Genomic DNA, 26,738 nt, shown 5'->3' with positions numbered 1-26,738 from the left:
GATTTTCACAGATTTTATCCGTAATATCCGTGTTATCCGTATGCCATATATCCTTTATCTTTGTAAAAAATAAAAATCATGCACTTTATATCGGATGTTTTAGAGCACTATGTAGAGCAACATACGGAAGACGAACCGGAACTGCTCCGCGAACTCAATCGGGAAACCCATTTAAAGGTACTGCGCCCGAGGATGCTGAGCGGACATTTCCAGGGGCGGTTCCTGAGCTTAATATCCAGACTCATTGCGCCCCGCTATATCCTGGAAGTGGGTACCTACACCGGGTATTCGGCCCTGTGTATGGCTGAAGGGCTTCAAAAGGACGGAGCGTTGCACACTATTGACATCAATGAGGAATTGTACGATCTGCAACGCAGGTATTTTGACCGCAGCGACTACGGCAAACAGATAAAACAGCACACAGGCAATGCCCTGGACATCATTCCCACGCTCGATGCCAAATTCGACCTGGCTTTTATCGATGCCGACAAACCGAACTATCACAGGTATTTCGATCTTATTATGGACAAGATGAACAAAGGTGGTGTTATTCTTTCCGACAACGTATTGTGGAGCGGCAAGGTGGTTGAAGAAGTAAAACCGGACGACGAAAGCACCTTAGCCCTGTTGGAATACAATAAAAAACTCAAGGAAGACCCCAGGGTAGAGACCGTATTACTTCCTGTCCGGGACGGCCTCACGATATGCCGCGTAGTCTAGGAGTGTGTGGCCCAGGTAACGGTAAAATACCAGGGCTATAAGAAATCCGGCCAGCCATCCTACGAATACATCGGTGGGATAATGCACTGCGAAATAAAGCCGGCTGGCACCAAAGAACAGGGGCCAGAGATAAAGTATATACACCCATTTTTGTTTTTTTCGCAAAAAAAGTACAAAAAGAGTCGTTACAGCCATGGAATTGGAGGCATGCCCGGAGAAAAAACTGTATCCGTATGCCCGGATCACAACGCGCAGTTCTTCTTGCAGGCCAGGGTCATTTAACGGCCTGGAACGTTGTACCAGCTCTTTTATCATTTCGGTAAAGAGGAGGGTAAAGACAAGTGTAAATAACAGGGTGGTAATTATGGCCAGGGTTTTCTGCCGGGAAAAATTCTTGACCACAAGATATATAAAAAACAGGTATAATGGAATCCAGGCTACAATGTTAGTGGTGTATCCCCAGAAGATGTCCCATTGGAAAGTGCCGAGATGATTTATGAATTTTAAAAGGCCATTATCGAAGTCCGGCCACAAAGCAGTCATTAATATTTGGTTTGATAATGTGTCAATGTGATCATTCGACAGTTCGCTCACTTCGACTACGCTCAGTGCATCGCATCGGCACATTAACTCATTGGCGCGCTTCGGCTGCACTCAGCGCATCGCATTAGCCGGTTAAAGCTGTCTTTTGATAGACCCGCCAATCTCGTCCATATCGTCCTTCACTTTATTGATCTCCTCGTTTATATCCTTGAGGCTACTATCCAGTCCCTGTTTTTCAGCACTTTTTTGTATCTCGGACTTGATATCGTTGGTGGCATTCCTGAGCTGTTGCATCCCCTTGCCAAGCCCTTTGGCAATTTCAGGGATCTTGTCAGCTCCAAAAACCATCACTACGATGAAGAGAATAAAAAGTATTTCCGGTCCACTGATAAATAAAAACATAACCTTCTTATAAATATAGATACAAATATAGTGAAGTTTGCACTCCTTTTTCTGTATTGGTGTTAAAATATCTGATATTTGGAATGATATGTTATGCGTTAGTAACCGGGGATTGTATACCAAACACGCCAGTACCTAAGGCATAACATATCATTCTTAACTCTTTGACAATTTACACCAACGATTTTTGGGTCATTTCTTCCGGCTGGGGTATGCCTATTAATTTCAGGATCGTCGGGGCAATATCTCCCAGGATGCCGTTGCGGACCTCTTTGACGTCCCCGTCTACCAGGATCACCGGAACCGGGTTGGTGGTGTGCGCTGTATTCGGGCTTCCATCGGGATTGACCATGGTATCACAGTTACCGTGATCGGCGATGATAATGGAAGCATACCCGTTTTCCAGGGCGGCTGTAACTACATCCCGGGCGCATTCGTCCACGGTTTCACAGGCCTTGATGGCTGCCTCCATAACCCCTGTATGCCCTACCATATCGGGATTGGCAAAATTGAGGCACACAAAATCCACTTCTCCCTTTTTCAGTTCAGGGACTATGGCATCGCGTATATCATAAGCGCTCATTTCGGGCTGAAGGTCATACGTGGCTACCTTGGGCGAAGGGCACAAAATACGGCTTTCGCCTTCAAAGGGCTCTTCCCGTCCGCCGTTAAAAAAGAAAGTGACGTGCGGATATTTTTCGGTTTCCGCTATCCTGATCTGTTTCTTACCTGCCGAAGACAACACCTCTCCCAGGGTTTTCTTTATGTTTTCTTTGTCGTATACCACATGGATATTCTCAAAAGTATCGTCATAGTTGGTCATGGTCACGAAATACAGGTTGAGCCTGTGCATGTTCTGCTCGTGAAAATCCTGCTGGCTCAGGGCCTGGGTAAGTTGTCTTCCCCGGTCTGTACGGAAGTTAAAGAATATGACCACATCACCTTCCTGTACTGTTGCTACCGGTGCCCCCTGTCCGTTATCCGCCACGATCGGTTTTATGAACTCATCGGTTACGCCTTCGTCATAGCTTTTCTGTATGGCACCTACCGGATCGTCAGTAAGGTCGCCCGTACCGTTAACAAGGGCATCGTAAGCCAGTTTTACCCTTTCCCAACGTTTGTCCCGGTCCATGGCGTAATAACGCCCGGTAACAGAGGCCAGGGCTGCATTCTTTTCCCGGCAGTATTGCTGTATATCCGCGATAAACCCCTTACCGCTTTTAGGGTCCACATCCCTGCCGTCGGTAAAGGCATGTACGTATACATTTTTCAGTCCGGCCCCGTCGGCCGCATCCAGCAACCCTTTAAGATGGTTTATGTGCGAATGCACTCCCCCGTCACTCACAAGGCCCAGAAAGTGAACGTTTTTTCCTTTTTCTTTGGCATAGGAAAATGCATCGACCAGCTCTTTTTCGCCAGACAGGCTTCCTTTTTCCACGGCCAGGTTGATCTTGGCCAGGTCCTGGTACACGATCCTTCCGGCACCGAGGTTCATATGCCCTACTTCACTATTGCCCATCTGCCCTTCCGGCAGGCCTACATTCATACCATCCGTGAGGAGGTTGGCATTGGGATATTTTTTATAAAGGGAATCTATAAAAGGTGTATTTGCATTATCTATCGCCGAGATCTTCGGATCGGGGGACTTTCCCCATCCGTCGAGGATCATCAATAAAACTTTTTTGTTCATGTTCTGTTTTTCTGTTTAAAAATAAAATAACTGGCCTCATTCACAGGACAAACGCATCTTAAAAGGGTTAAGGTTCAATGTTTCAGGTTTTTCCGTTCCAGGGCTTTGTTACGTTTTACACCCCCTGTGTCCTACATGCAAAAGTACGAATACTATCCCTAAATGAGGATTGTTTCGCTGTTAAGATATACACAGAAAACGATAAAGTTTTTAAATCCTGTCAGGGAGATCGTGCTTTTTACAAAGGCCTTAGTACAATACCGCTTTTTTTGACAGGATAACAAAAAGAACACCCCTTTTTAATATGCGGTTAATACACAAGCCTCGCTATAATTTTATCTTCGCCGAAAAAAACAAGCCCTTTGGCTTCCCGCGCAATAAAATGTATTGCTAACGAACATAAAGTGTATCTAAACCGAACACCATTCATAGTTACATTTTAAAATAAGTGACTGATATACAAAGTATTACAATTTTGGCACGGTAATCCCTTATCTACAAGACAAACAAAACCCTATGAATCGTTCGATAGATAAAAAAAAGTTTTACCCGTACGTGCATTGTTACGCTAACGGGCCTTTCCTTTATCTCCGAACTGATCTGTTAATTTTTTGTTATAAAAACCTACCGGGTGTAACAATAGAAAATCTTATCCGTCTTTTAAACAAAAGCGCTTTAAATTTTAAATCACTGAAAATTAATCCATAAACTCAACAAGCATCATGAAAAAAACAGTTCTTATTTTAGCCGGGATCGCTATGGTAGCATTTACCAATACTACCTTAGCATCCAACGAAAGACCTTTTGCCAACTATAAAGTTGAAGTTACAAAAATAACCAATATCAGTCCGCTTTGCCTGGCCATTTCCAAGGGAGATATAGAAACTGTGAAAAAGTTTATCGAACTGGGTAGCGATGTCAATCAAAAGTCTGCAGGGATGACTCCGCTGATGTATGCCGCCAGGTATAACAAAGTGGAGATCATAAAACTGCTCATCGCCAACGGAGCCAAACTCAAGGTGAAGGACAACAAAGGTTTTACCGCTCTTAAACATGCCGAATTGTCCAATGCAACAGATGCCGTGGCTTTGATCGAGAAAGCATTAAAAGCATGAGACTTTGTTCTCATTTTTCAATTATTTTAATTAGTTCAAAACCCTGCCGGCCGGCAGGGTTTTTTAGTTCCGACAGCTTATATAAAGGGGTGCCGACAGTGAATTACGGAATAAGTTCGGGGTTTATATCCAGTATATTCTCGTTTCTGTACATCGCTATAAAATCGTCGGTAAAATGGGTAGCGCCAGCCACTTTTTCCTGTGTAATGATCTCTTTTACATCCAGTTTTTTATAGGCCCGGAGCATGGGTACAGAAACCGGGGCATAGCTGTAATGCCAGGGTTCGTATTTAAACCCTTTGCGGTCCGGTTTATCGGTATATACCATATAAAACCCGTATTTATTAACGTTCTCATCCAGCCATTGCCTCAAAGGGCGGAACGGGCCATTGCCATGAAATTTTTCCGGCACCAGCACATCACCGGAATATGTTGCCCCCCCGTCTATAATATCGATATCCGTAGCCCAATGATGCCTGGAAGTCCCGGGAATGGTGGAATATTCGATGATCTTTTGTATGGCCTGTTCCGGAGTTGATCCGTTTTTGGTATACTGTTTATATTTTCGCTCCCAGATCGCTTTCTGACGGTAGAAATCGCGATAGCTCGATACTATTTTTATATCCAGTTTCTCCTTGGCCGCAGCCTGCCGCATTTCTACGAAGGCTTCATAGGCTTCCTTCCGCAGGTTGATCCCCTTTCCGAAAAGTTCAGGGTTTCCCTTACCGATAAGATCGTCATAAGAATAACGCGAAGCAGCAAACATCTGAACGGGAAACACTCCGAATGCAGCCGTGGTCAGTGTTGCAGATTTTAAGAAGGTTCTTCTTTTCATAGGTCTCTCTATTGATATTTTTAAAGGAAACTCACCTACCAGGTTTATTTCCACGATTTGCACATCACATAATGCGGGCCGGCGGTTTCAATGACAAACTCGTCACTGGCAATGGTATACCCCAGTTTTTCATAAAATTTAACCGCGATCTTCCTGGCGTTCATCCATATAAAGTGTCCTCCCCTTTTCTGCACTTCCTCTTCCGCCCCGCGAACCAGTACCTGGCCGAGCCCCTGTTTCTGAAATTCCTCCAGCACGGCCATTCCACGTAGCTGAAATTGCCGTTCTTCTTTAAACAGGGCATGATCGTTTTCCAGCATCGTTACCACACCGGCCAGCCTGTCTCCCATATACAACCCTATATGAAAGGTTGCCGCGTCATCATCGCCATCGAATTCACAGGTAGACAAGGGCAGGCCCTTACGGAGTACAGGATGGCGCACAGGATATGTTTCTTTGGCACCTATTTGTTTAATGGTATAAAAAGCAGTTTTTTCCATCATTCTTTTTCGTGAGCAATTTTATCACAGTAAAATTAATCTTTTTTACCAAATTCCCCGATCTAACTATAATCTCCTGAAATTAAAACAAATAATCCGGGATCGGTAGAAAAACATGGCCGAAGCAATGATCATCCCGGTAAAAAACACAAAATTTTTCTTGGACGGAATACTCCGGATTATTTATATTTGCCCCGCATTTATCGCAAATGCCCTTATTGATAAGCCGCCTGTATTAAGGTGTAAATACGCGGGAGTAGCTCAGTTGGTAGAGCGTCAGCCTTCCAAGCTGAATGTCGCGAGTTCGAACCTCGTCTCCCGCTCTTTAAAGTACCAGTTTTTAACTGGTACTTTTTTGTTTTATACCCCCTGCTGCTATCCTCTCTCTCCTTCCCGGTGTATATCAAACCGCATACTATATGCAAAAAATACCTTATTTTTAAGTTCTGATATCAACCATGAACCCGAACCCATGAAAAAAGTATTTCCTGTCATTGTACTCCTTTTTATACTATGCTCCGGATGTTCCGAAAAAGAAAACAAATCCTGGATACGTATCAATCAGCTGGGATATCTGCCCCATACCGTTAAAGCAGCCGTACTGGGTTCCAAAGACGAAACCCTCGAACTTCATTCCTTTTCACTGCACGATGCCAAAACCGGGGAGCCGGTCTACGAATCGGACAAGGTGGAGGCCAAAGGGAAGTACGGTCCTTTTAAGACTTCTTTTCGCCTCGATTTTTCGGAATTTGAAACAGAAGGCGAATATTATATCGAAGCCGGCAATGCCAGATCGCCTGAGTTCCGTATAGCTCCGGAGGTCTATGACCATACAGCCGATTTTCTCCTGAGATATATGCGGCAACAAAGGTGCGGGTTCAATCCATATCTCAGGGACTCCTGCCATACGGATGACGGCTACATTATTTATCACCCGGAAAAGGAAAATGGTCAACGGATAGACGTCACAGGAGGCTGGCACGATGCCACCGATTACCTTCAGTATACGGCGACATCGGCCAACGCCGTATTCCAGCTTCTTTTCTCCTACCGGGAAAACCCGGAAGCCTTTGGGGACGCTCACAATGAAGACGGATCACCGGGAAGCAACGGCATTCCCGACATCATTGACGAGGCCAGATATGGTATGGACTGGCTCCTTAAAATGAACCCTTCCCCGGACGAATACTACAACCAGATCGCAGACGACCGGGACCATGCCGGTTTCCGGCTTCCCAATCACGATAGCGTTGTCTATGACAAAAGGTTCAGGGGACGCCCCGTTTACCTGGCCTCAGGAAAACCACAGGGTTTATTTGAGCATAAAAACCGCTCTACGGGAGTAGCTTCTACCGCCGGAAAATTCGCCTCTTCCTTTGCCCTGGGTGCCGGGGTATTGAAAGAGTTTTACCCCGATTATGCCGATACACTCCTCCGGCATGCCCGGGACGCTTATGCCTACGGAAAAAAACACCCCGGAGTATCGCAGACAGCTCCCGGCACTCAACCCTATTTTTACGAAGAAGACAACTGGAAAGACGATATGGAACTGGCTGCGGCAACCTTGTATAAACTTACCGGTAACGATACCTATAAAGAAGACGGGCTAAACTATGCTGCTGCAGAAAAAATAACGCCCTGGATTGGCCGTGATACGGTAAGGCACTACCAGTTCTATCCTTTTCTGAACGCCGGACATTACGAACTGGCAGGCTCTGTACTCCCGGAAGAAAAGAAAACCGTTGCTCTGTATTACGCCGAGGGACTGGAACGGCTTTACCAAAGGGGAAAAGACGGCCCTTTCCTTATCGGCACCCCTTTTGTATGGTGTTCCAATAATCTCGTAACCGCAGCATGGAGCCAGGCCATCCTGTACAGAAAACTGACCGGAGACACCAGGTACGAAACTATGGAAGCAGCTTTGCGCGACTGGCTTTTCGGGTGTAACCCCTGGGGCACGAGCATGGTGGTAGGCCTTCCCGATGAAGGAGATACCCCGTTTTACCCGCACTCTTCCCTGACCCATCTTTACGGCTACATGACCGATGGCGGGTTGGTAGACGGCCCTGTATACGGCTCTATTTTTAACAGTTTAAAAGGATTGCAGCTTACCAGGGAAGACCCTTATGCCGACTTTCAGTCAGATGCCATAGTCTATCACGACGATGTGGGCGACTACTCCACCAACGAGCCCACCATGGACGGAACAGCCTGCCTTATTTACGGTCTTTCTTCCATGCAGGCCGAAGGGAACGGGGATCGCAAAGCGACAACAGGCAGCCATGACCCGACCGGGGCCCTGATCCGCGGCAACCGCAAGCAGAAAAAAATAGCTTTGATCTTCAGCGGCCATGAATATGCAGATGGAGGCCATACCATCTCAGAGACATTAAAAAAACACCAGATCAAAGCCTCTTTCTTCTTTACAGGAGATTTTTACCGGAATAAAGATCACAGCTCCCTGATAGAACAACTGGCTGCAAATGGTCATTACCTCGGCCCCCATTCAGATCAACACCTCCTTTATAATGACTGGTCCGGCGAGAAAAAACTTCTGGTCAACAAAGAAGAATTCACAGCCGACATTCAACAGAACTACGCAGAAATGTCCCGCTTCGGGATAAGCAAAACGCAGGCCCCTTACTTCCTTCCGCCTTATGAATGGAATGACAGCACCATCACACAATGGTCTGGTGAACTCGGGCTTACCCTCATCAATTATACGCCCGGCACCATTTCTCATGCCGATTACACCAGACCGGACGATAAAAACTATAAAGACAGCAAAGCCATATACACATCCATTACGGAATACGAAAACACCCGGGGACTGAACGGGTTCTTCCTCCTAACCCATATCGGCAGCAGCCCGGAACGAACAGACAAATTCTACACTAAACTGGATAGCCTGATCGGAGAGCTCGAAAAGAAAGGCTACGAGTTTGTTTTGATAAAAGATCTTATAGATCAGACTTCAGCACACGACAAAGACCTGCGCCTCACTGATACGATGTGAATTACGGACTAAAAAAATGATTCAATTCAAAAAATAGCCCGCAGATAGGTGCAGATTTTTATTGCTTTCTGCGAAGATCTGCATCAGCTGCGGGAAAAATGAACATAAACCCGTCTTTGTGTTCCATTTGGCAAAACAGCCCCTTTTAATTGACATTTTTGCACCCCGTGTATTCACGTTTTTCACCGCAACTTTGTATTGTCGGCAAAACATAGAGGACATGTCGGTTTCGTTCTATTCTTTATACGTATTAAACTTAAAATTTGAACCCTAATAAATAATAACCTTAAAAAAACAGAAATCATGGAACAGATCACAGTAAAAAACACCGTAAACGCCCCGGTAGCCAGAGTATGGGAATTATGGAACCAACCGGAACACATCACAAAATGGAACTCTCCCTCCGACGACTGGCACTGTCCGAAAGCGGAGAACGACTTAAAACCAGGTGGAAAACTCCACTCCAGAATGGAAGCCAAGGACGGAAGTTTCGGATTTGACTTCGAGGCCATTTATGACGAAGTGGTTGACCATAAGAAGATTGCTTATACGATGACAGATGGCAGGCGGGCAACTACCCATTTTGAAAACCTAGGTGACAAGACCGAAGTCACTACCGTTTTTGATCCCGAAAGCGAAAACCCGATAGAAATGCAGCGCGGAGGGTGGCAGGCTATTCTGAATAATTTCAAGGCTTATGCCGAGAAGAGTTAATAATTTTAGAATACAAGAAATGATACAAAAAACTGTTTTAACCGCAGCTATAGCCCTGTTATCGGTTATGGCTGCCGTTTGTCAGGAAACCGTTAAGCCTTCCGATTCCGGACTGGCCCCGGTCAATGGACTGGAAATGTATTACGAGGTTTACGGTGAGGGAGAACCCGTGATCCTGTTACACGGGGCCTACATGACTATTGACCTTAACTGGTCACAGCTTATCCCTGTCTTATCCGGGAACAGGAAAGTCATTGCGGTAGAAATGCAGGGACACGGCCGTACGGCAGATATCGACAGGCCTTTCAACTACAAAGACCTCGCTTCCGATATAGCAGGGCTGTTAAAACACCTGGATATTGACAAGGCAGATATTATAGGGTATAGCTTCGGGGGAACAGTAGCCCTTAAGACTGCTATCGACTTTCCGGAAATGATAGATCAAATGGTCATCATCTCTACGGCATACAAACTCGAGGGGTGGCTGCCCAAAGCGCGTGAAACATTTCATTCACTTCAACCCGGTTTTCTCGACAATACTCCCTTAAAGGCCGAGTATGATAAAATAGCCCCGAACCCCGGCGACTGGACGGCATTTGTTGAGAAATTCATAGCCTTCGACAAATTAAATTATGACCTGGAAGCTGAAAACATCAAAAATATAAAATCCCCGGTATTGTTTATCATGGGCGATAATGACGGTGTAGACCTGAGTCATAAAACAGAAATGTACAAACTCTGTGGCGGAAATGTCTTTGGAGATGTCGAAGGCCTGCCAAAATCACAACTGGTTATACTTCCCGGCAAAACCCATGTTGGGCTGATGATGGACACAGAACCCATATCAGCATTTATTGAACCGTTCTTAACCAACACCCCGGCCCGGGAATCTTTTTTTGGACAGGAAAAGCACTGACACATACAAGAACAGCAAAGCTCCGGAAGCGACTATCGTCCTTGTTGAAGAATTTCTGGACGGGGATTAGTGGTCGGTATTCGGTATTCAGCGGTCAGTTGTTGAGATACCGCATACCGATCACTGAATACCGAATACCACCGAGACCTCCCCATCGGTTCTGTTTAATTTTACGTAAATTAGACATCGTATTTTGTTTTTTTTATTAAAAGATGGAACAAACACTGCTCCCTTTTTGCATTTCGTATTTATTCGAGCAAATCGATATTACCTGTACCATACCACAGGAATTACATCCTTATGTAAAGTCTGTGCTGTCCTTTCAACAATTCAGCACAGACCACCAGGCCGGTGGCATGCCCTTCTTTCCGGATGGCTGCCCGGGTATTATGTATGTCGAATCCGAAACCGATGTAATTCTCCATGAGAAGAAATTATCGTCGTTGTTCTTGTATGGCCAGACCATAAAACCGATAAACATCCATACTTACGGACGCGCAAATGCCGTGATATTTATCCTTTATCCCCATCTCATCCGATCCTTGTTCGGCATACGTGCCGATGAGCTCAGGGATAACTGCATTGATTTTGAATTGCTGCCTTTTCCCGGGGGAAAATATGTTAAGGAACAACTCCTCGCTTCCCAAAATACAGAAAACCGTATAGAAGTGATGTCGCGCTTCCTTCTCGATCTGATAACCCGGAAAAAGATCACAATGGACGAAAGCATTACCTATGCTACTTCCCGTTTGACACAGAGCAAGGGCGACCTGTCGTTAAAAGCGCTCCGGACGGATATACGGGTTTCCGAACGCACCTTCGAACGCAAATTCCGGGAACACGTGGGCATTTCGCCCAGGCTTTATGCCAGGATATGCAGGTTTCGGTCAGCCATGATGCAACTGCAGTCCGAAGATTATTCCAGGCTTTCGGATATTGCCTACGACAACGGCTATGCAGACCAGTCGCACTTCATTCGTACATTCCAGGAATTTACGGGCTATACACCCACCGGTTTCCTGGCTGGTTTTACCCGGGGATCATAGCATATAAATACCGGGGTTACTTTAGTTTTTCCCGAAGCTCCGCGGCCTCCGGAGAAGCATCCGGGTCAATTGCAAATACATGCCTGTCAAATTCGGGATACAGTTCTTCCCCGCTCTTAGGTTTCAGATAGTAGTGTATACCGACCGCTCTCATTTCCTTTTCGAAATCAAAGGCAGTATTGTCTTTAATATGTTTATCAATGAAATCCCGGATCTCCGGATAGGTCATTTCTACCAGGGTATCAAAAAAGGTTTCATTGTTAAAAGGGTGGTCTTTCCCGTATTTTTTAATAAGTTCCAGGTAAACTTCACGCAATCCTTTTTTCCCCCCGGAAAGCTGCAGTAATTTAATATCGAGCATGGCTGCGGTAAGTGCTCCCAATTGATAGATATTATTGTATTGCTTATTACCTTCGTCTGTTGACCATTCCCGGCTAAGGCGTGTGAGGCTGTAATCGGCACTGTATTGTTCGCTCTTGCTTATTTTTTCCGACAGATAGTGCAGATAATCGTCAAAGCTAACAAGCCCTGCGCGTACCTGCATCTTATACGAAACCCACTCGGTCAGGCCCTCGTACAACCACAGGTGCAGATCATCGGAAGCCGGACGGGCATAATCAAAATTTGCCAGGGCATCGCTATGCAGGTGAAGCGGGCTTAAAATATGCATGAACTCATGGGCTATATTATTCTTTAAAAAAGGGATATACCTGGGATTGGCCGGTAATGTATAGGTTGAACTGAGCGAATGCTCCAATGCGCCTCCATATTTAAAAACCGGCATTTTAGCCTTGTCTCCTTCACCGGAAAAATACATTAAAAAAGTATATCGCGGAACCGGGGCATAGCCGATGTATTCCGTAGCGGCATTTAAAACGGGAGTTGCACTCTCCAGGATACTTTGTGCAGAAAATACGCTTTCATCCGGTGAATACGCAAATACCTCCACCTCTATACCATTAATATCGGCCGATGCATACGACAGCTCCTTCCCGATCAATATGGGCGAATCGGTAAAGTGATAGTAAGAGTCTATCTCATACACATCTTCACTGTTCTTATTCAGGGCCGTACCTACTTTGGGGCTTCCATGCAGTTTCAACTTCAGTTCGACAGGATTGTTCTTAAGGTGTTCAAAATATCCGAAAACACCGAAAGTATTGACAATGGTATAATTTTCGGTGATCCCGGTCCCGCTCATGGGATAAATGGGATGTTCGTCGATACTCATGTCGAAGGAATCGTCTATTTCATACACTATATCGGCAACCTTCTCCGGTTCGCATATCACAAAACTGTTGGTCGATATTTTATGGGTTACAAGCTCTTTACCATCCTTACCGTATACCCTGAATACCTTTACAAAGCGGCCAAAATCCAATGGCTGGTGAACACCAGGCGCATGAGCTGCAAAACTGTATACACTATCATTTCTGGACAATTGGGGTGTTTTCAGGCTAACATTGAACGCATCGTTTTTCCTGGTTAAATCCAATTCATACCGAAATACCCTATCCTGGCCGGAAACATACGGGCTGCACAGGGTAAAAAAAGAAAACAGGATCAATGGAAGGATGATTGTTTTTTTCATGGTTAAATATTTTGATACAAAGAAAAAGGACCCTAGTTCCAAAAAATTGTAAGAGATTAACTTTTTACCATCAACCTGAATTGATGGGGAGATATTTTGTAATACGATTTAAAGGAATTGATAAAATGCGAATCGTCATAAAAGCCGTTCAGGTGACTGATCTCGCTAATGGGTTTTAGCGTATTCATAAGCAGGTAAAGTGCATGTACCAGTTTCACTTTTAATTGATACTGCCCTATGGTCACCCCCGTGTTTTGCTTAAAAGCACGGGCCATATAAATGGGGTGTACAAAAACCCTTTTGGAAAGGGAATCCAATGAGTGAAAGCTATCTAACTCATTTTCGAGCATCTTAAGAAGTTTTGCCAGCCAGGGTTGGCGCAATTTTACAGGTTTCTCATGGACCTGAAAGAGAAAATCGGCGATTGTCTCTTCGATCAGGTCTATTTGTTTACCATCCATAAATCCCACAAGCATCTGAACCAGGAAAGGGGTCATTCCTGCTTTGAAGTGGGCCAGCTGTTCCGGGAATTTAAAATCGTAGTCGTACTTTTTCATCCACGTTTTCCCGAATTCCATATTAAAACAATGCACATCCCGGTCTGTAAAGTAGTTTTGATGTACATAGCCCCCGGGGCGGAACAGGGCATCGCCCGGCAGCACCCGTGTTTCGGAAGCCTCATTTTTTTCCAGGTAGGTCCCCTTCAATAAAATGCTGAAATACTGGTTTTCGTGCCTGTGGGTTTCGGTATAACTGTTGATTTCATGGACAGTCTCGCTGAACTTCACGGAATCGCAGGCCGTACTCTTTTGGGTCTGGCCTAAATACTCCCCTTCATGTAGGGTTACTATCATTTAAACTGTTTTATCCGTTCAGGACTATTTATAGTGTTAAAATACTTCTTTATTTAATAAAGCCGATAGTGTTTTGCGAAAATTTATACAAAATACCAGCTCTGGTAATAGGCCCGGTCGGTAACATCCTGCTTTCTTCGCCTTTATAAAAAATGACCGTGTCGGTTTCGTTCTATTCCCGGGCCTTTCCTTGATTTAATTTTGACAAAAAAACAAACATTATGAAGATCATCATTTTCGGCGCTACCGGCAATATCGGAAAGCCTTTGGTGTTACAGGCCCTTACCCTGGGGTATTCGGTAACAGCATTTACGCGAAACAAGGAAAAACTGAACGACATTAAACACGACCATCTCTCTGTTATTGAAGGAGATGTTCTGGACAAAAACACCGTGGAAAAAGCTATCGCAGGGCACGATGCCGTGATCTGTGCCCTGGGTGCTGGGAGAAAAGGCACCATCCGGTCACAGGGCACCCGGAGCATTATCGAAGGTATGCAAAAGAACGGTGTAAAACGCCTGATCTGCCAGAGCACCCTGGGAGCAGGAAACAGCCGGGGAAACCTCAACTTTCTCTGGAAACACATTATGTTTGGCTGGTATCTGAAAAAAGCGTACCAGGACCATCAATTACAGGAAAAATACGTCATGGACAGCGAGCTCAACTGGACCCTGGTGCGCCCCGGTGCTTTTACAGACGGAAAAGCCACGGGAAATTTCAGGCACGGTTTTGCCCCGGATGACAAATCCATTAGCTTAAAGATCTCCAAGGCAGATGTGGCCATGTTCCTCCTGATGCAACTCACTTCGGACCAGTACCTGAGAAAAACTCCGGGCTTGTCGTATTGACAGGTGTTGTGATAAGAGATTGACGGAAGATTGTCCCTCGGTTTTAGTTTATCCTGAGCTTGCCTGCACTGAGCTTGCCTGCACTGAGCTTGCCTGCACTGAGCTTGCCTGCACTGAGCTTGTCGAAGTGTCGAAGTGCCGAAGTGCTGAAGTGCCGAAGTGCTCGGGAACCTTATTAATTTATAAGGTTCACAAGCCATGACAAAAAACCTTATTCCGGAGGGTATTCTTTGGTTTAAAACATATCATCTTTAACACTTCCGGGCCGGGAAATACGGGGATAAAGCCGTAAATTTGTAAGGTAAACTTCCCTTCTATGGAAACACTCGACGCCGCCCGCCTGCAAATGGCCGTCTCAATGATCTTTCACATCGTTTTTGCCTGTATTGGTATGGTTATGCCTTTTTTTATGGTAGTATCTCACTACAAGTGGTTAAAGACCCGGGACAAGGTATATCTCTCCCTCACAAAAGCCTGGCAAAAGGGCGTGGCCATCTTTTTTGTGACGGGTGCGGTCTCGGGGACCATATTGTCTTTTGAACTGGGATTGTTATGGCCCAAATTCATGTTGCATGCCGGGCCGATCATCGGTATGCCTTTTTCCCTGGAAGGCACTGCTTTTTTTGTGGAGGCCATTGCCCTGGGGTTCTACCTCTATGGCTGGAAAAAGATAAAGAGCGAATGGTTTCACTGGTTTACCGGGCTTATCATCGGGCTGTCGGGCGTGGCTTCGGGTATCCTTGTGGTGTCTGCCAACGGCTGGATGAACGCTCCTACGGGATTTGATTACATCAACGGAGAATTCCTGAACATCGACCCCGTACAGGCCCTGTTCAACGATGCCTGGTTTTCCCAGGCCCTGCACATGGTCCTCGCGGCATTTACCGCAACAGGTTTTGCCGTAGCGGGGATACACGCCTGGCAGATCTATAAAAAACGAAACATTGCCGTGCACCGGAAGGCCTTTAACATAGCCATCACTTTCGGGGCCATTGCTGCCGTTTTGCAACCCATAAGCGGGGATATCTCGGCGAAAGACATCGCCGTAAGACAACCTGTAAAACTCGCCGCCCTGGAAGCGCACTACGAAACCGAAGAAGGGGCGCCCCTCTACATCGGCGGCATTGTAAACGAAGAGAAACGCGAGGTCACTCACAAGATAAAGATCCCGAATATGCTCTCTTTCCTCGCCTTCGGAGATTTTAATGCTGAAGTAAAAGGACTGAACGACTTTCCGGAGGAAGATCATCCCCCGGTAGCTATTACCCATTACGCTTTTCAACTCATGGTAGGACTGGGCACCTTTTTAGCCCTGTTGTCGGTCATTTTCTTTATCAGCCGGAAAAAGAAGTCCCTGCTTCAGAAAACGTGGTTCTGGCTGCTCTTTGCCCTGGCCGCCCCGCTGGGTTTTATAGCTGTGGAAGCCGGGTGGATCGTTACAGAGGTCGGACGGCAGCCATGGGTGATCTACAACATTATGCGTACAAAGGATTCAGTGACCCCGATGGACGGGATCGAATACAGTCTGTTCCTCTTTATTTTCCTGTATGTTATCCTGGCCATAGCAGTAAGCTGGTTGATGGGCAGACAGATCAGGGTGTTCAACATGGGGTATTCGGGGAACGGAGATTGAAGAGGGAGCGGACCCCCCCCTGTGTCCCCCCTCAAGGGGGGAGCCTTCAATCCTTTTAAAGAGAATTATTCTCGCTTGAGGAGGATACGGAGGTGTAAAAGATATTACGAACCCGGGGCCTTAAAAACTAAAATTCTAAAAAAATGACCACGATAGTATTTCTTTTTTTGTTTGTCGCCATATACTTCTATATCATTTTTGGCGGTGCGGATTTCGGCGTTGGAATACTGGAGTTGCTCTCTTCCAGGGAGAACAGGAAAGTCACCAAAAAAATAGCTTACCAGATCATAGGGCCGGTATGGGAAGCAAATCACGTGTGGCTTATTATTGTCGTTGTGATCATGTGGATCACTTTCCCAAATTATTATTATATCGTCACCACCCAGTTACACATTCCGCTAACGCTGCTGCTGTTTGGCATTGTAGTGAGGGGAACGGCCTTTATTTTCCGCCACTACGATGCGGTTACGGATGGTTCTCAAAAGATCTATAACAAACTTTTTCAATACTCCAGTATCATCACCCCCTTCCTGTTGGGAGTTAGTGCGGGGGCATTGGTTTCCGGCAAGCTCATACCTTTAGATGATATTGAGAATCATAGCTTTGCAACCGTCTATATACACTCCTGGTTTAACATCACTTCGCTCCTGATGGGGATATTTGTCACCTCACTTGTCGCTTTTTTATCGGCCGTATTCCTGGTAGGAGAAACTTCTGGAAATGAGCAAAAGCTGTTCATCAAAAAGGCAAAAAAGGCCAATATTTCGGTAGCCATAAGCAGCATGCTCATCTTTGGCTACGGCTTTTACGCCGGGGAAGTGTTTATCGATCATTTCTTTGACAATCTATTCAGCATAGTATTGGTAGTACTGGCCAGTTCATTGCTCATCCCCATTTGGATATACCTCGGAAAAGGGAAAAAAGTAACAGTAAGGATCATTGTAGCGGCACAGGTATTCCTTATCCTCGGTGCCTGGGTACAGTCGAACTTTCCCGATCTGATCTTTACGTCAGAAGGCCCTGTAAGCATTTACGAGAACATGGCCGGGGAGGCGGTTATCAACTCCATAGCTTTTGCCCTGCTCGCAGGGGCTGTCTTAATACTTCCAGGATTATTCCACCTCTTTAAGGCGTTCGGGTTGTTCAAGGCGTTACAACCATCAGAAAATAAGGATTAAGAAATAAATATCCCCTATTTTTCGCATACAGAAGAGCAAGGTTATACGATCTCTGCGCTCAAACCGGCATCCAGCAAAAGGGAACAACGGGGTTTGAGATCTTCGTATGGCCCGGTCTTTACGGTACATTTTCCCTTGTAGTGCACTATAATGGAACATTGTTCGGCCTGTTCAGGGGTGTGGTCACATACGTGGATCAGGGTTTCTATAACGTGGTCAAAAGTATTGACATCGTCATTGTAGAGAACGATCTCGTTTTGCTTTTGTACATCTTCTTCCACCAGCACTTCCTCCATGGTCTCTTCCTGGAGGGAAGCATAGCATACACCGGCCATACCACCTGGCACAGCAGTGTTTTCCCATATGTATGTATGTTTTTTGGTACGCATTGCTATAAAGATATGATGTAAACGATCTTATACAAAATTACACAAAATTTATTTTAAAAGCATCCCTCCTTCGAAGCCGGGTATCCCGCCCCCCCTTCCTTCTTATATTCCCCGGAGAGTTACGGGTTCCTTCAATAACAGGGTTTTACTCGTCCTGGCCACTATGGCGGGTCGCTGCAACACTTTTATACCTTAATGCCACCCAGTGATTTTCTTCCAGTTTTTCAACAAAATTTAATGAATTTTTTACACATAATTCATCTATGACAGAAATATCATCCCTGTAAAACCCACTTAACAGAAGTATGCCGTCCTGTTCCAGACATCCGGCATATTTCGGGATGTCGTTCAGTAAAATATTCCTGTTTATATTGGCAATGACCACATCATACCACCTTCCGTCCAGCAGGGAGGCATCTCCTTCGAATACGGAAATATGTGTACAACTGTTCCTTTCCACATTTTCCAGGGAATTCTCGTAACACCAGTTGTCGATATCTATGGCATCGATCCCGGCCGCACCCAGCTTTTCGGCCAGAATGGCCAGCACTCCTGTTCCACAGCCCATATCCAACACTTTTTTGCCTTTTAGGTCCAGTTTCAGCAGGTGCTGTATCATCATGTGGGTGGTTTCGTGATGCCCCGTGCCGAAGCTCATTTTGGGCTCTATGATAATATCGTATTTTGTGCCGGGCATAGCATGGAACGGTGCCCTTACCGTACACAGGCCGTCCACTTCAATGGGCTGGAAATTCTTTTCCCATTCCTCATTCCAGTTCACCTGCTCTATTTCCTCCAGGTCATAAGTGATCGTGAATTCATCACTCCGTAAAATAAAAAGATCATCCAGGCAGGAAGAGGTCCATTCGCTCCTTTGTATATAGGCCGTGACTCCTTCTTCATTTTCCACAAAACTTTCGAATCCCACATCGCCCAACTCGGCTATAAGGATCTCTGTACCGGGCTTCAGGGGTTTTACCTTAAAGTGATAAGCGATATATGATGTATCCATTTCTGTTTTTTTGGACGGAAGACCGGTAACAGGAGACAGATGAATACTTGTCTTCCGTCTCCGGCTACCTGTTTCAGATAAATACCGGATCTAAAAATACTCATCTCCCTGTGTGTTCAATGATTATTTTAAAGAGATCGGTTCTGTTGTATTTACCCGGCAAAAATACAACTGCCCGTTTAAATCAAAGGTATACTCCGGTCAAAACTAATCAACAATCGCCGGAAAAAATGGCTACCGGCCTTTGCAGCCATCCGTCTTTCTCCCTGTTTGATACACGATAAAAAATCAACAAATAATTGATTATCATTCATTTATTAACTATCTTTAACAGAGTACATTTAAATCCTGCAACAATGTCTGCCATGGCTGTCTTATTTATATTCCTCTTTGTATTCTTCCTCTCGGGGATACGGATAGTCTTTGAATACAAGCGGGCGCTGAAATTCCGGCTGGGCAGCTATATAAAAGTGCTCAATCCGGGTTTCCGGTGGATCATTCCGGTTATCGAGACCACCCAGTTTGTAGATATCCGGGTCATTACCATAAATATTCCGACCCAGGAAATTATGACAGAAGACAATGTGCCCTCCAGGATCAACGGTGTGCTTTTCTTTCGTATTATCGATGCCACCCAGTCCATCCTGGAAGTGGAAGACTATCACTTTGCCATATCACAACTGGCCCAGGCTTCGCTGAGGGATGTATGCGGAAAAGTGGAGCTGGACACGATACTCTCCAAACGTGAAGAAATAGGCGAAAACATCCGCGCCATTGTAGATAATGAAACCAAAGACTGGGGGATCACCATTCTCGACGTAAAGATCAAGGACATCGAACTTCCGGAAAACATGAAGCGTTCCATGGCCAACCAGGCCGAAGCCGAACGTTCGCGCAGGGCACGAATTATCCTGGCTGATGCCGAAAAACAGGCAGCAAAGGCCCTGGTAGAAGCCGGGCAACTCATCGATAAATCGTCCTCTGCCATCAAACTGAGGCTCTACCAGACACTTTCTAACATTGCTTCGGAGAAGAACTCCACCATTGTTTTTCCTTTTCCGGAGGAAGTATTATACCGGAAAGGCAAAAAGAAGAAGAAATAGAATAGGCTAAGGGTTTCCTTCAAAAGCACTAACTGTCATTCCGAGCGAAGCGAGGAACCTCCTTTCTGCATAGGTGGAGATTCCTCGCTTCGCTCGGAATGACAATTGGGGCTGAAATATTATATAGCGTCTACAATAGCTACAAAATCCTTAGCCTTGAGAGATGCCCCGCCGATAAGGCCTCCGTCTACATCGGGCTGGGAAAAAATCTCTTTGGCATTTTCGGGTTTTACACTTCCGCCGTAAAGAATGGATACACCATCGGCCACCTTCTCATTGTAGTTTTCTGCGATGGTTTTCCGGATAAATTTGTGCATTTCCTGCGCCTGCTCCGGTGTGGCCGTTTCTCCTGTACCTATGGCCCAAACGGGTTCGTAGGCCAGGATAATGTTCTTCCAGGCTGAAGCCTTCAGGTGAAACAGTGCATTTTTCAACTGCTTTTCGACCACTTTGAAATGATTGTCCGATTTGCGGTCTTCCAGTTCTTCCCCGAAACAAAAGATCGCAGTCATATCGTGTCTAAGCGCGGCATCTATTTTTTTAGCCAGGCTTTCGTCGGTTTCGTTAAAATAGGCTCTCCTTTCGGAATGTCCCAGAATAACAGTCTGTATACCTGCGCTTTTCAGCATATCTGCGGATATTTCCCCGGTATAAGCTCCGTTTTCTGCAAAATGCATGTTCTGTGCTACAACCTCAACAGGACTCTGGACCAGGGTATCAAAAGCCAGCCTGAGGCTGATAAACGGCGGGGCTACCATGACCTCTGCATCGGTTTCGGGCATCTTTTTCAGCAATTTGGAAAGCAACGCTTCGGTCTCTCCAAGATTGTTATTCATTTTCCAGTTTCCAGCAACGATTTTTTTTCTCATTTTGTGGTGTGGTTTAAGGTATTTATTAATTGAGTGTCGTTAGTTTCTATAGCCTTGAACAGTTCTATCTTCCCTTCGGGGTTGACCACCAGATACCGGGGTATCCAGTCGAGGTCTATGGACTTACAGAACGGGCTCCCTTTCCACCCGGCCTTAATGAAGTAGTGTTGCCCGTAATCCAGCCTGTGTTTTTCGCGGCCTCTTTCCCATCCTTCCACACTGCGGTCCAGCGAAAGGAAAACAAAGGTCACATCCTCATATTTTGTGTCCAGTTCTGCCAGTTTCGGGATACTTTCCAAACAATCCTTGCACCAGGAAGCCCACACATCGATGAACAGGGTTTTCCCCTTATTGGCTTCCAGTACTTCCGAAAAGGTGATATCCTGTCCATCTGTCGTAAGGAATATATCTTCTAATGCTTCTTTGGAAAATTCTTTCGTCTGGGCAGACAATACCATCCCCACAGCTGTAAATAATACAGCCAGAACATTCTTTTTCATAGTAGCTTTTTTATTTATCTCGTCTAAAAAGACAACGTTACAAATTTATAATAATATTTAAGAGACTGTTGTTCTTTTAATTAGTTTCCAGTTCGTCTGCATCGTTAAAATGCAGTTTTTGCACTATGGTGCCCCTGTGCAGTTTCAGAATACCGGGATTGGAACGCACAATGGTCTTTAATGTGGTTTCGTCGGTAAAATAAAACTCAAAATTAAGGTCGTATTTCCTAAGCACCGGTAACGTTAGGTCTTCCCCGGATGCAGACATGCCTATGACCTTATATCCATCGGCAAGGGCCTTGTCCGTCACCGCTTTCATTTTCTCCAGCCCTTCTTCACTCGCTTTTCGCATATTATAAGAGATTACCATAACGAGCTTATCTTCTGCCAGCATGGCTTCGGTATGGTCCTCCCCTCCTTTTTCTATGCTGAAATCATGTACGGGGGGTTCGTAGCCCTTTTGAATTTCTTCAGTTTCCACATCTATGAATTCGCCATCAACTGATGGATAGTCGCCATTGGTCTTTATAATCTTTTCTTCTCCGTCGACCTTGAATTTCCACGAATATTCATAGATAGGTTTCGGGGCGTCTTCGGGAATGATCATTCCTTCTCCTATATTGGCCCCTATCTTATACGGGCGGAAATCGATCACAGGCAGGTGATTCAACACGTGATCGGCAAACAGAACGCATGCCGCCAGGGCAATGACCGTACCAATAAACCCCACCTTAGCAGATATAAAAGGTTTTATATGATTTCTGCCAAAGAACAACACCAGAATAAGTAACAGCAATACCACATCCTTGCTGAAGGATTCCCAGGGGGTCAGCTTTATCGCATCGCCAAAGCAACCGCAGTCGGTCACTTTGTTGAAATACGCAGAATAGAAAGTCAGGAAGGTGAAGAAGACGATCATAAGCAACAGGCACCAGATCGTGAATTTCGATTTGTATCCCAGGAGCAGCATAATGCCCAGCATCACTTCAAAAACTACAAGAAACAAGGCTATGCCCAATACATAAGGGGCCAGAAAAGGAAGGTTCAGCACATCGGGCGCAAAATATTCCTCGAGCTTGAACGAGAGCCCCATGGGGTCGTTCAGCTTTATGGCACCACTGATAATAAATAAGACCCCGACAATGATCCTGGACAGGTTTACGATATATTTCATTGTAATCTACGAATTACGATTTGAGATTTTTACGTTTCCCCGTAGAGATGCACGGCCGTGCATCTTTACGGGTATTATCCTATGGGTTTAACAGTATTAACGCGAAAACAGCATAGTTTATCATATCCTGGTAATTCGCATCTATCCCTTCGCTGACCAGGGTCCTGCCTTCGTTCCCCTCAATCTGTTTAACACGCAACAGTTTCTGAAGGATAAGGTCTGTAAGAGAACTGACCCGCAGGTCGCGCCAGGCTTCACCATAATCATGATTCTTGGCCTCCATAAGGGTCTTGGTCTGCGCTATCTTTTCGTCATACAATTTTGTGGCTTCTTCCACACTCAGGTCGGGCTGGTCGGCAACACCTTTGTCGAGCTGTATCAGCGCCATGACCGAATAGTTAATGATCCCGATAAACTCAGAGGCTTCCCCTTCGTTTACTTTCCGGGTTTTCTTTTCCTGTAGACTTCGTATCCTTTGGGCTTTTATAAAGATCTGATCGGTAAGGGAAGGCAATCGTAATATACGCCATGCGCTTCCGTAATCTTTCATCTTATTAACGAACAATTCCCGACAAGTGGCGATTACTTCGTCGTATTGTTTTGAAGTATCCTGCATACTGTTGAATGTATTTTGCGTAAATTTCGCTTAATTTTTTGAATTGCTCAACCCCATAGGAAAAAATATTAAAGTCGGAAGTCCGAAGTAGCATTAACCGGTATGCTAAACTTCGGACTTCGAACCTAAAATTAAAAGATATGACCATAAACTGCAAAGGCAAGCTGATAGACCTCTCTGTTCCGAAAGTCATGGGGATACTGAACATTACCCCCGATTCTTTCTATGACGGCGGAAGGTATGAGAACGAAACCGATATCCTTCGCCGAACGGAAAAAATGCTCAATGAAGGAGCTGCTTTTATCGATGTGGGGGCATACAGTTCCCGTCCGGGTGCGGAGCATGTATCTGAAGAAGAGGAGCTCCGGCGTGTTGTTCCTGTCATTGCATTACTGGTAAAGCATTTTCCCGAAATACTTATTTCCGTAGATACCTTCCGCGCCGTTGTGGCCAAAGCCTGTATACAGGAAGGGGCGGCTATCATTAACGATATTGCTTCAGGTAACCTCGATAAAAATATGATCTCTACCGTGGCCGAATTGCAGGTACCTTACATTATGATGCACATGAAAGGTACTCCGCAGAACATGCAACAAGACCCGCAATACAAAGACATTACTAAAGAAGTGCTCTATTATTTCTCGGAAAAGGTTGCCGGGGCCCGTAAAGCAGGGATTAATGACCTTATCATAGATCCTGGTTTTGGCTTTGCCAAGACTTTGGCCCACAACTACGAGTTGATGAGCAAACTGGAACTGCTGCATCACCTGGAACTACCCTTACTGGTAGGTATTAGCCGTAAATCCATGATCTATAAACTACTGAAAAACAGACCGAAAGATGCCCTGAACGGCACTACTGCATTAAACACCATAGCCTTGTCCAAAGGCGCACATATTTTGCGGGTACACGATGTAAAGGAAGCTGTGGAATGTGTGAAATTGGTGGAGCAGTTGCAGGGGGAATAGTTTTATAACAAAAAATGTTAAAAAAGCCTTAAAATTTAATTTGTATTTAGTCTAAATAGATGTAGTTTTGCCCAGATTTTTAGAGAAATTACATTATGACTATTTTCAGATTATCGTTGTTATTTATTTTATTGTCGCATACGGTTTGGTCACAGGATCAATATTCGATATCCGGGAAAGTAGAAGATACTCAGGGGAGTTCTTTACCAGGAGTTAACATCTACATATCATCATTAAAGCGGGGGACAGTTACCGATATGCACGGAAACTATACACTAGCCGACATTCCCAAAGGAAAGTTTACCATTACGGTAAGTGCCATCGGGTTTCATAAGGTGAAAAAAACCATCGACCTGGTTGCTGACAGGAAAGCATATAATTTTATAATGACCGAAGATGTCCAATCCCTTTCCGAAGTGGTGATCAGTGCCTCGCGTACTCCCGAATCCAGGGATGAACTGGCCACTACCGTAACTATTCTCTCCAGGGATGTTATAGAAGAGCAAATGAAGATCACCAGCAATATTTCAGATATTATGACCTCCAAGGTCCCTGGTCTCGCTCCCAGTACAGGTACTTCGAGCAACTTTGGCCAGAAATTGAGGGGAAGAAACTTTGTGGTTATGATCGACGGGGTTTCCCAGTCCACCCCCTTGCGAAACGGCCAGTTGGATATTCGCTCCCTGGACCCCTCCATCATAGAACGGGTAGAAGTGATAAAAGGGGCCTCAGCTATTTACGGTAACGGCGCCGAAGGGGGGATTATTAATTATATCACCAAAAAGAATTACGGGGATAAACCCTTTTCGGGAAGTACAGACCTGAGTGCAACAGGGTCTCTTGCCAATATAAACAATACCGCAGGAGCGCGGTTAAACCAGAATTTTTACGGCAAGGCAGGAAAATGGTCATACCTGGTAAACGGCACTTTTGAGCAAACCGGTGAATTCAAGGATGCCGAAGGCGATGTACTGCCCCCGACATACGGATTGGGTGAAACCAACAGCCTCAGTGTTTTTGCCAAAATAGGTTATGCCATATCAGACAGCCAAAAACTGGTATTGAGCTATAATCGCTATACCACCAAACAAAATACAAACTACGTACAGGTGGACGGCGATTATGACACCCGTCAAAAATCAACCGCCGAACCGGGCACGCCTCCCGGGGTACCGCAGGGGACAAAAAACAATAATCTGCATTTAACTTACGATCACCAGGGAATATACGGAAATACCTCCCTGAATGCGGATGTTTATTATCAGGATGTAGAAAACACCTTTTTCTGGTCCGATGTTTTTGAGTTCGGGGGGCAATCACAAATTTATTCGGAGAAAAAAGGAGCCCGTTTTGTTTTGAATACACCCCATATTTTTTCTGAAAACGCATCCGTATCGGCCACTTACGGGGTAGATTTACTCAACGACGTTACCTCACAGCCCCTGGTAGATGGCCGTATTTGGGTTCCTGAAATGGATATGGTAAACTTCGCTCCTTTTGCACAATTGAAGTTCTCTCTCCTGCAAAACCTTATTTTGAAAGGAGGGATCCGCGTAGAACGCATAACCGTTAAAGTCGATGATTATACCACCCTCCGCACCGTAAACCCGGTTACGGGAGAGATCGACAATCCCGGAATTGATGTTAAAGGAGGAAAACTGGATTATACGGCAACCGTATTTAATGCAGGAATAAGATATAATAAATACAGATGGCTAAGTCCTTACTTCAGCTTTTCACAGGGCTTTTCCATATACGATATAGGAAGCATCTTAAGGGCCGCCAGGGTAACGGACATGAAGGATATCAATACCGAGGCTTCCATAGTAAATAACTACGAACTGGGACTCGTCAGCAAATTCAATAAGTTCCGTATCGAAGCCGTCGGGTTTATCAGTACATCGAAACTCGGGTCAAGTGGCGAATTCAAGGAAGGCGTGTTCAACATTTTAAGAAGTCCCGAACGGCTTCATGGATTTGAAGGGACCGTAGAATACAGGCCCTTCCATAACCTTAACATTGGCGGTACTTACAGCTATCTTGAAGGCAAACGGGATGTGAATGACGACGGGGATTTTTCAGATGATGAAGATGTTTATCTGGGCGGGGACAGGATCGCCGCTCCAAAGACAACGGCCTATGTAAAGTATGCTCCCATAGAAAAACTGAACATCTATACAGAGCTTGTTCACATCGGGGATCGCGACCGCTTCTCACTCAATGAAAACGGCACCTATGATGTATATCAGGGACCGGTAGAGGCTTATAATATCGTTAACCTGAGCATAGGCTACCAACTCACCGGAAGTACGGCAGTCCATATTGCAGTAGAAAACCTCTTTAACGAAGACTATTTTCCTACACGTTCTCAATGGTTCACCCGCGAAAACCTTTATACCAAGGGGAAAGGAAGTAATTTCAGGCTGGGGTTGACCGTTAACTTTTAACTGAATATCAGAGGGGCGGAGGGCCGATAACGGATGACGGGTATATTCATCTCACCAGT

General features: G+C 45.3%; 25 protein-coding genes and 1 tRNA gene. 13 read left to right on the top strand and 13 right to left on the bottom strand.

What is annotated here, in order from left to right:
* Positions 1–78 precede the first annotated feature (78 nt).
* Positions 79–720 carry an O-methyltransferase gene (locus KN811_RS01540; RefSeq protein ID WP_187965102.1) on the top strand — a complete coding sequence of 214 codons (642 nt, stop codon included), beginning with the start codon at positions 79–81 and terminating at the stop codon, positions 718–720.
* On the opposite strand, the gene KN811_RS01535 is transcribed toward KN811_RS01540, so the two are convergent.
* From KN811_RS01535 to gpmI, 3 genes are all read right to left on the bottom strand, one after another.
* Positions 676–1,263, bottom strand: a complete 588-nt coding sequence (locus tag KN811_RS01535) for a phosphatase PAP2 family protein (protein WP_187965101.1) — start codon at positions 1,261–1,263, stop codon at positions 676–678. The genes KN811_RS01540 and KN811_RS01535 overlap by 45 nt on opposite strands.
* Positions 1,264–1,395: 132 nt before the next feature.
* Complete coding sequence (locus KN811_RS01530; protein WP_187965100.1) at positions 1,396–1,665, bottom strand: Sec-independent protein translocase subunit TatA/TatB; 270 nt, start codon at positions 1,663–1,665, stop codon at positions 1,396–1,398.
* Between the two features lie 172 nt (positions 1,666–1,837).
* The gene (gene gpmI / locus KN811_RS01525; protein ID WP_187965099.1) at positions 1,838–3,355 is read right to left on the bottom strand and encodes a 2,3-bisphosphoglycerate-independent phosphoglycerate mutase; all 1,518 of its coding nucleotides are present in this window, start codon (positions 3,353–3,355) and stop codon (positions 1,838–1,840) included.
* Positions 3,356–4,077: 722 nt separating this feature from the next.
* On the opposite strand from gpmI, the gene KN811_RS01520 reads away from it, so the two are divergent.
* Positions 4,078–4,470, top strand: coding sequence for an ankyrin repeat domain-containing protein (locus tag KN811_RS01520; protein WP_187965098.1), 393 nt, complete (start codon positions 4,078–4,080; stop codon positions 4,468–4,470).
* 103 nt (positions 4,471–4,573) lie between these two features.
* Here KN811_RS01520 and KN811_RS01515 read toward each other — a convergent pair whose 3' ends face one another.
* Together KN811_RS01515 and KN811_RS01510 are read right to left on the bottom strand one after the other, a co-directional pair.
* The gene (locus tag KN811_RS01515; protein WP_187965097.1) at positions 4,574–5,305 is read right to left on the bottom strand and encodes a M15 family metallopeptidase; all 732 of its coding nucleotides are present in this window, start codon (positions 5,303–5,305) and stop codon (positions 4,574–4,576) included.
* Between the two features lie 44 nt (positions 5,306–5,349).
* Complete coding sequence (locus tag KN811_RS01510; RefSeq protein ID WP_247716385.1) at positions 5,350–5,808, bottom strand: GNAT family N-acetyltransferase; 459 nt, start codon at positions 5,806–5,808, stop codon at positions 5,350–5,352.
* A 247-nt stretch (positions 5,809–6,055) separates the two neighbouring features.
* Here KN811_RS01510 and KN811_RS01505 point away from each other — a divergent pair.
* The 5 genes from KN811_RS01505 (at position 6,056) to KN811_RS01485 (ending at position 11,497) form a co-directional block, all read left to right on the top strand.
* A tRNA-Gly gene (locus KN811_RS01505) sits at positions 6,056–6,128 on the top strand.
* Between the two features lie 149 nt (positions 6,129–6,277).
* The gene (locus tag KN811_RS01500; RefSeq protein ID WP_187965096.1) at positions 6,278–8,821 is read left to right on the top strand and encodes a bifunctional glycoside hydrolase family 9 protein/polysaccharide deacetylase; all 2,544 of its coding nucleotides are present in this window, start codon (positions 6,278–6,280) and stop codon (positions 8,819–8,821) included.
* A gap of 303 nt (positions 8,822–9,124) precedes the next feature.
* On the top strand, positions 9,125–9,535 hold the full coding sequence (locus KN811_RS01495; protein WP_187965095.1) for an SRPBCC family protein: 411 nt from the start codon (positions 9,125–9,127) through the stop codon (positions 9,533–9,535).
* A 19-nt stretch (positions 9,536–9,554) separates the two neighbouring features.
* Positions 9,555–10,451: an alpha/beta fold hydrolase gene (locus KN811_RS01490; protein ID WP_247716384.1), complete on the top strand. Its 897-nt coding sequence runs from the start codon at positions 9,555–9,557 to the stop codon at positions 10,449–10,451.
* Between the two features lie 212 nt (positions 10,452–10,663).
* Positions 10,664–11,497 carry a helix-turn-helix domain-containing protein gene (locus tag KN811_RS01485; RefSeq protein WP_187965094.1) on the top strand — a complete coding sequence of 278 codons (834 nt, stop codon included), beginning with the start codon at positions 10,664–10,666 and terminating at the stop codon, positions 11,495–11,497.
* Positions 11,498–11,513: 16 nt separating this feature from the next.
* Here the strand turns inward: KN811_RS01485 and KN811_RS01480 are convergent, their stop codons facing one another.
* Positions 11,514–13,088 carry a M61 family metallopeptidase gene (locus tag KN811_RS01480; protein ID WP_187965093.1) on the bottom strand — a complete coding sequence of 525 codons (1,575 nt, stop codon included), beginning with the start codon at positions 13,086–13,088 and terminating at the stop codon, positions 11,514–11,516.
* Between the two features lie 56 nt (positions 13,089–13,144).
* Positions 13,145–13,942, bottom strand: a complete 798-nt coding sequence (locus KN811_RS01475) for a helix-turn-helix transcriptional regulator (protein ID WP_187965092.1) — start codon at positions 13,940–13,942, stop codon at positions 13,145–13,147.
* 221 nt (positions 13,943–14,163) lie between these two features.
* On the opposite strand from KN811_RS01475, the gene KN811_RS01470 reads away from it, so the two are divergent.
* From KN811_RS01470 to KN811_RS01460, 3 genes are all read left to right on the top strand, one after another.
* On the top strand, positions 14,164–14,790 hold the full coding sequence (locus KN811_RS01470) for an NAD(P)-dependent oxidoreductase (RefSeq protein ID WP_187966200.1): 627 nt from the start codon (positions 14,164–14,166) through the stop codon (positions 14,788–14,790).
* A 316-nt stretch (positions 14,791–15,106) separates the two neighbouring features.
* Positions 15,107–16,423 carry a cytochrome ubiquinol oxidase subunit I gene (locus KN811_RS01465; protein ID WP_187966199.1) on the top strand — a complete coding sequence of 439 codons (1,317 nt, stop codon included), beginning with the start codon at positions 15,107–15,109 and terminating at the stop codon, positions 16,421–16,423.
* A 143-nt stretch (positions 16,424–16,566) separates the two neighbouring features.
* Positions 16,567–17,601, top strand: coding sequence for a cytochrome d ubiquinol oxidase subunit II (locus tag KN811_RS01460; protein ID WP_187966198.1), 1,035 nt, complete (start codon positions 16,567–16,569; stop codon positions 17,599–17,601).
* Between the two features lie 41 nt (positions 17,602–17,642).
* Here the strand turns inward: KN811_RS01460 and KN811_RS01455 are convergent, their stop codons facing one another.
* Together KN811_RS01455 and prmA are read right to left on the bottom strand one after the other, a co-directional pair.
* Positions 17,643–17,897 (bottom strand): ATP-dependent Clp protease adaptor ClpS, encoded by a 255-nt coding sequence (locus tag KN811_RS01455; RefSeq protein ID WP_425596675.1) that lies wholly within the window; start codon positions 17,895–17,897, stop codon positions 17,643–17,645.
* A gap of 238 nt (positions 17,898–18,135) precedes the next feature.
* A complete protein-coding gene (prmA, locus tag KN811_RS01450) occupies positions 18,136–19,002 on the bottom strand; it encodes a 50S ribosomal protein L11 methyltransferase (RefSeq protein ID WP_187966197.1) in 867 nt (288 codons plus the stop codon).
* A 365-nt stretch (positions 19,003–19,367) separates the two neighbouring features.
* Here prmA and KN811_RS01445 point away from each other — a divergent pair, with 365 nt between their 5' ends.
* Positions 19,368–20,105: a slipin family protein gene (locus KN811_RS01445; RefSeq protein WP_247716383.1), complete on the top strand. Its 738-nt coding sequence runs from the start codon at positions 19,368–19,370 to the stop codon at positions 20,103–20,105.
* Between the two features lie 119 nt (positions 20,106–20,224).
* On the opposite strand, the gene tpiA is transcribed toward KN811_RS01445, so the two are convergent.
* From tpiA to KN811_RS01425, 4 genes are all read right to left on the bottom strand, one after another.
* A complete protein-coding gene (tpiA, locus tag KN811_RS01440; RefSeq protein WP_187966195.1) occupies positions 20,225–20,974 on the bottom strand; it encodes a triose-phosphate isomerase in 750 nt (249 codons plus the stop codon).
* Complete coding sequence (locus KN811_RS01435) at positions 20,971–21,474, bottom strand: TlpA family protein disulfide reductase (RefSeq protein WP_187966194.1); 504 nt, start codon at positions 21,472–21,474, stop codon at positions 20,971–20,973. The genes tpiA and KN811_RS01435 overlap by 4 nt, the downstream gene beginning before the upstream one ends.
* A gap of 76 nt (positions 21,475–21,550) precedes the next feature.
* Entirely contained in the window at positions 21,551–22,648 is a 1,098-nt protein-coding gene (locus KN811_RS01430; RefSeq protein WP_187966193.1) for a BT_3928 family protein, read from the bottom strand.
* Positions 22,649–22,727: 79 nt separating this feature from the next.
* Complete coding sequence (locus KN811_RS01425; protein ID WP_187966192.1) at positions 22,728–23,264, bottom strand: DUF1599 domain-containing protein; 537 nt, start codon at positions 23,262–23,264, stop codon at positions 22,728–22,730.
* A gap of 140 nt (positions 23,265–23,404) precedes the next feature.
* Between KN811_RS01425 and folP the strand changes: the two genes are divergently transcribed.
* Together folP and KN811_RS01415 are read left to right on the top strand one after the other, a co-directional pair.
* Complete coding sequence (folP, locus tag KN811_RS01420) at positions 23,405–24,232, top strand: dihydropteroate synthase (RefSeq protein WP_187966191.1); 828 nt, start codon at positions 23,405–23,407, stop codon at positions 24,230–24,232.
* A gap of 95 nt (positions 24,233–24,327) precedes the next feature.
* Positions 24,328–26,679, top strand: a complete 2,352-nt coding sequence (locus KN811_RS01415) for a TonB-dependent receptor (protein WP_187966190.1) — start codon at positions 24,328–24,330, stop codon at positions 26,677–26,679.
* The last annotated feature ends 59 nt before the right edge of the window (positions 26,680–26,738 follow it).

The sequence above is a fragment of the Sinomicrobium weinanense genome, from assembly GCF_018863395.1.
Classification (GTDB): domain Bacteria; phylum Bacteroidota; class Bacteroidia; order Flavobacteriales; family Flavobacteriaceae; genus Sinomicrobium; species Sinomicrobium weinanense.
Note: the sequence above shows the minus strand (reverse complement) of the source record. Positions and strands in the feature narration are given on the sequence as shown.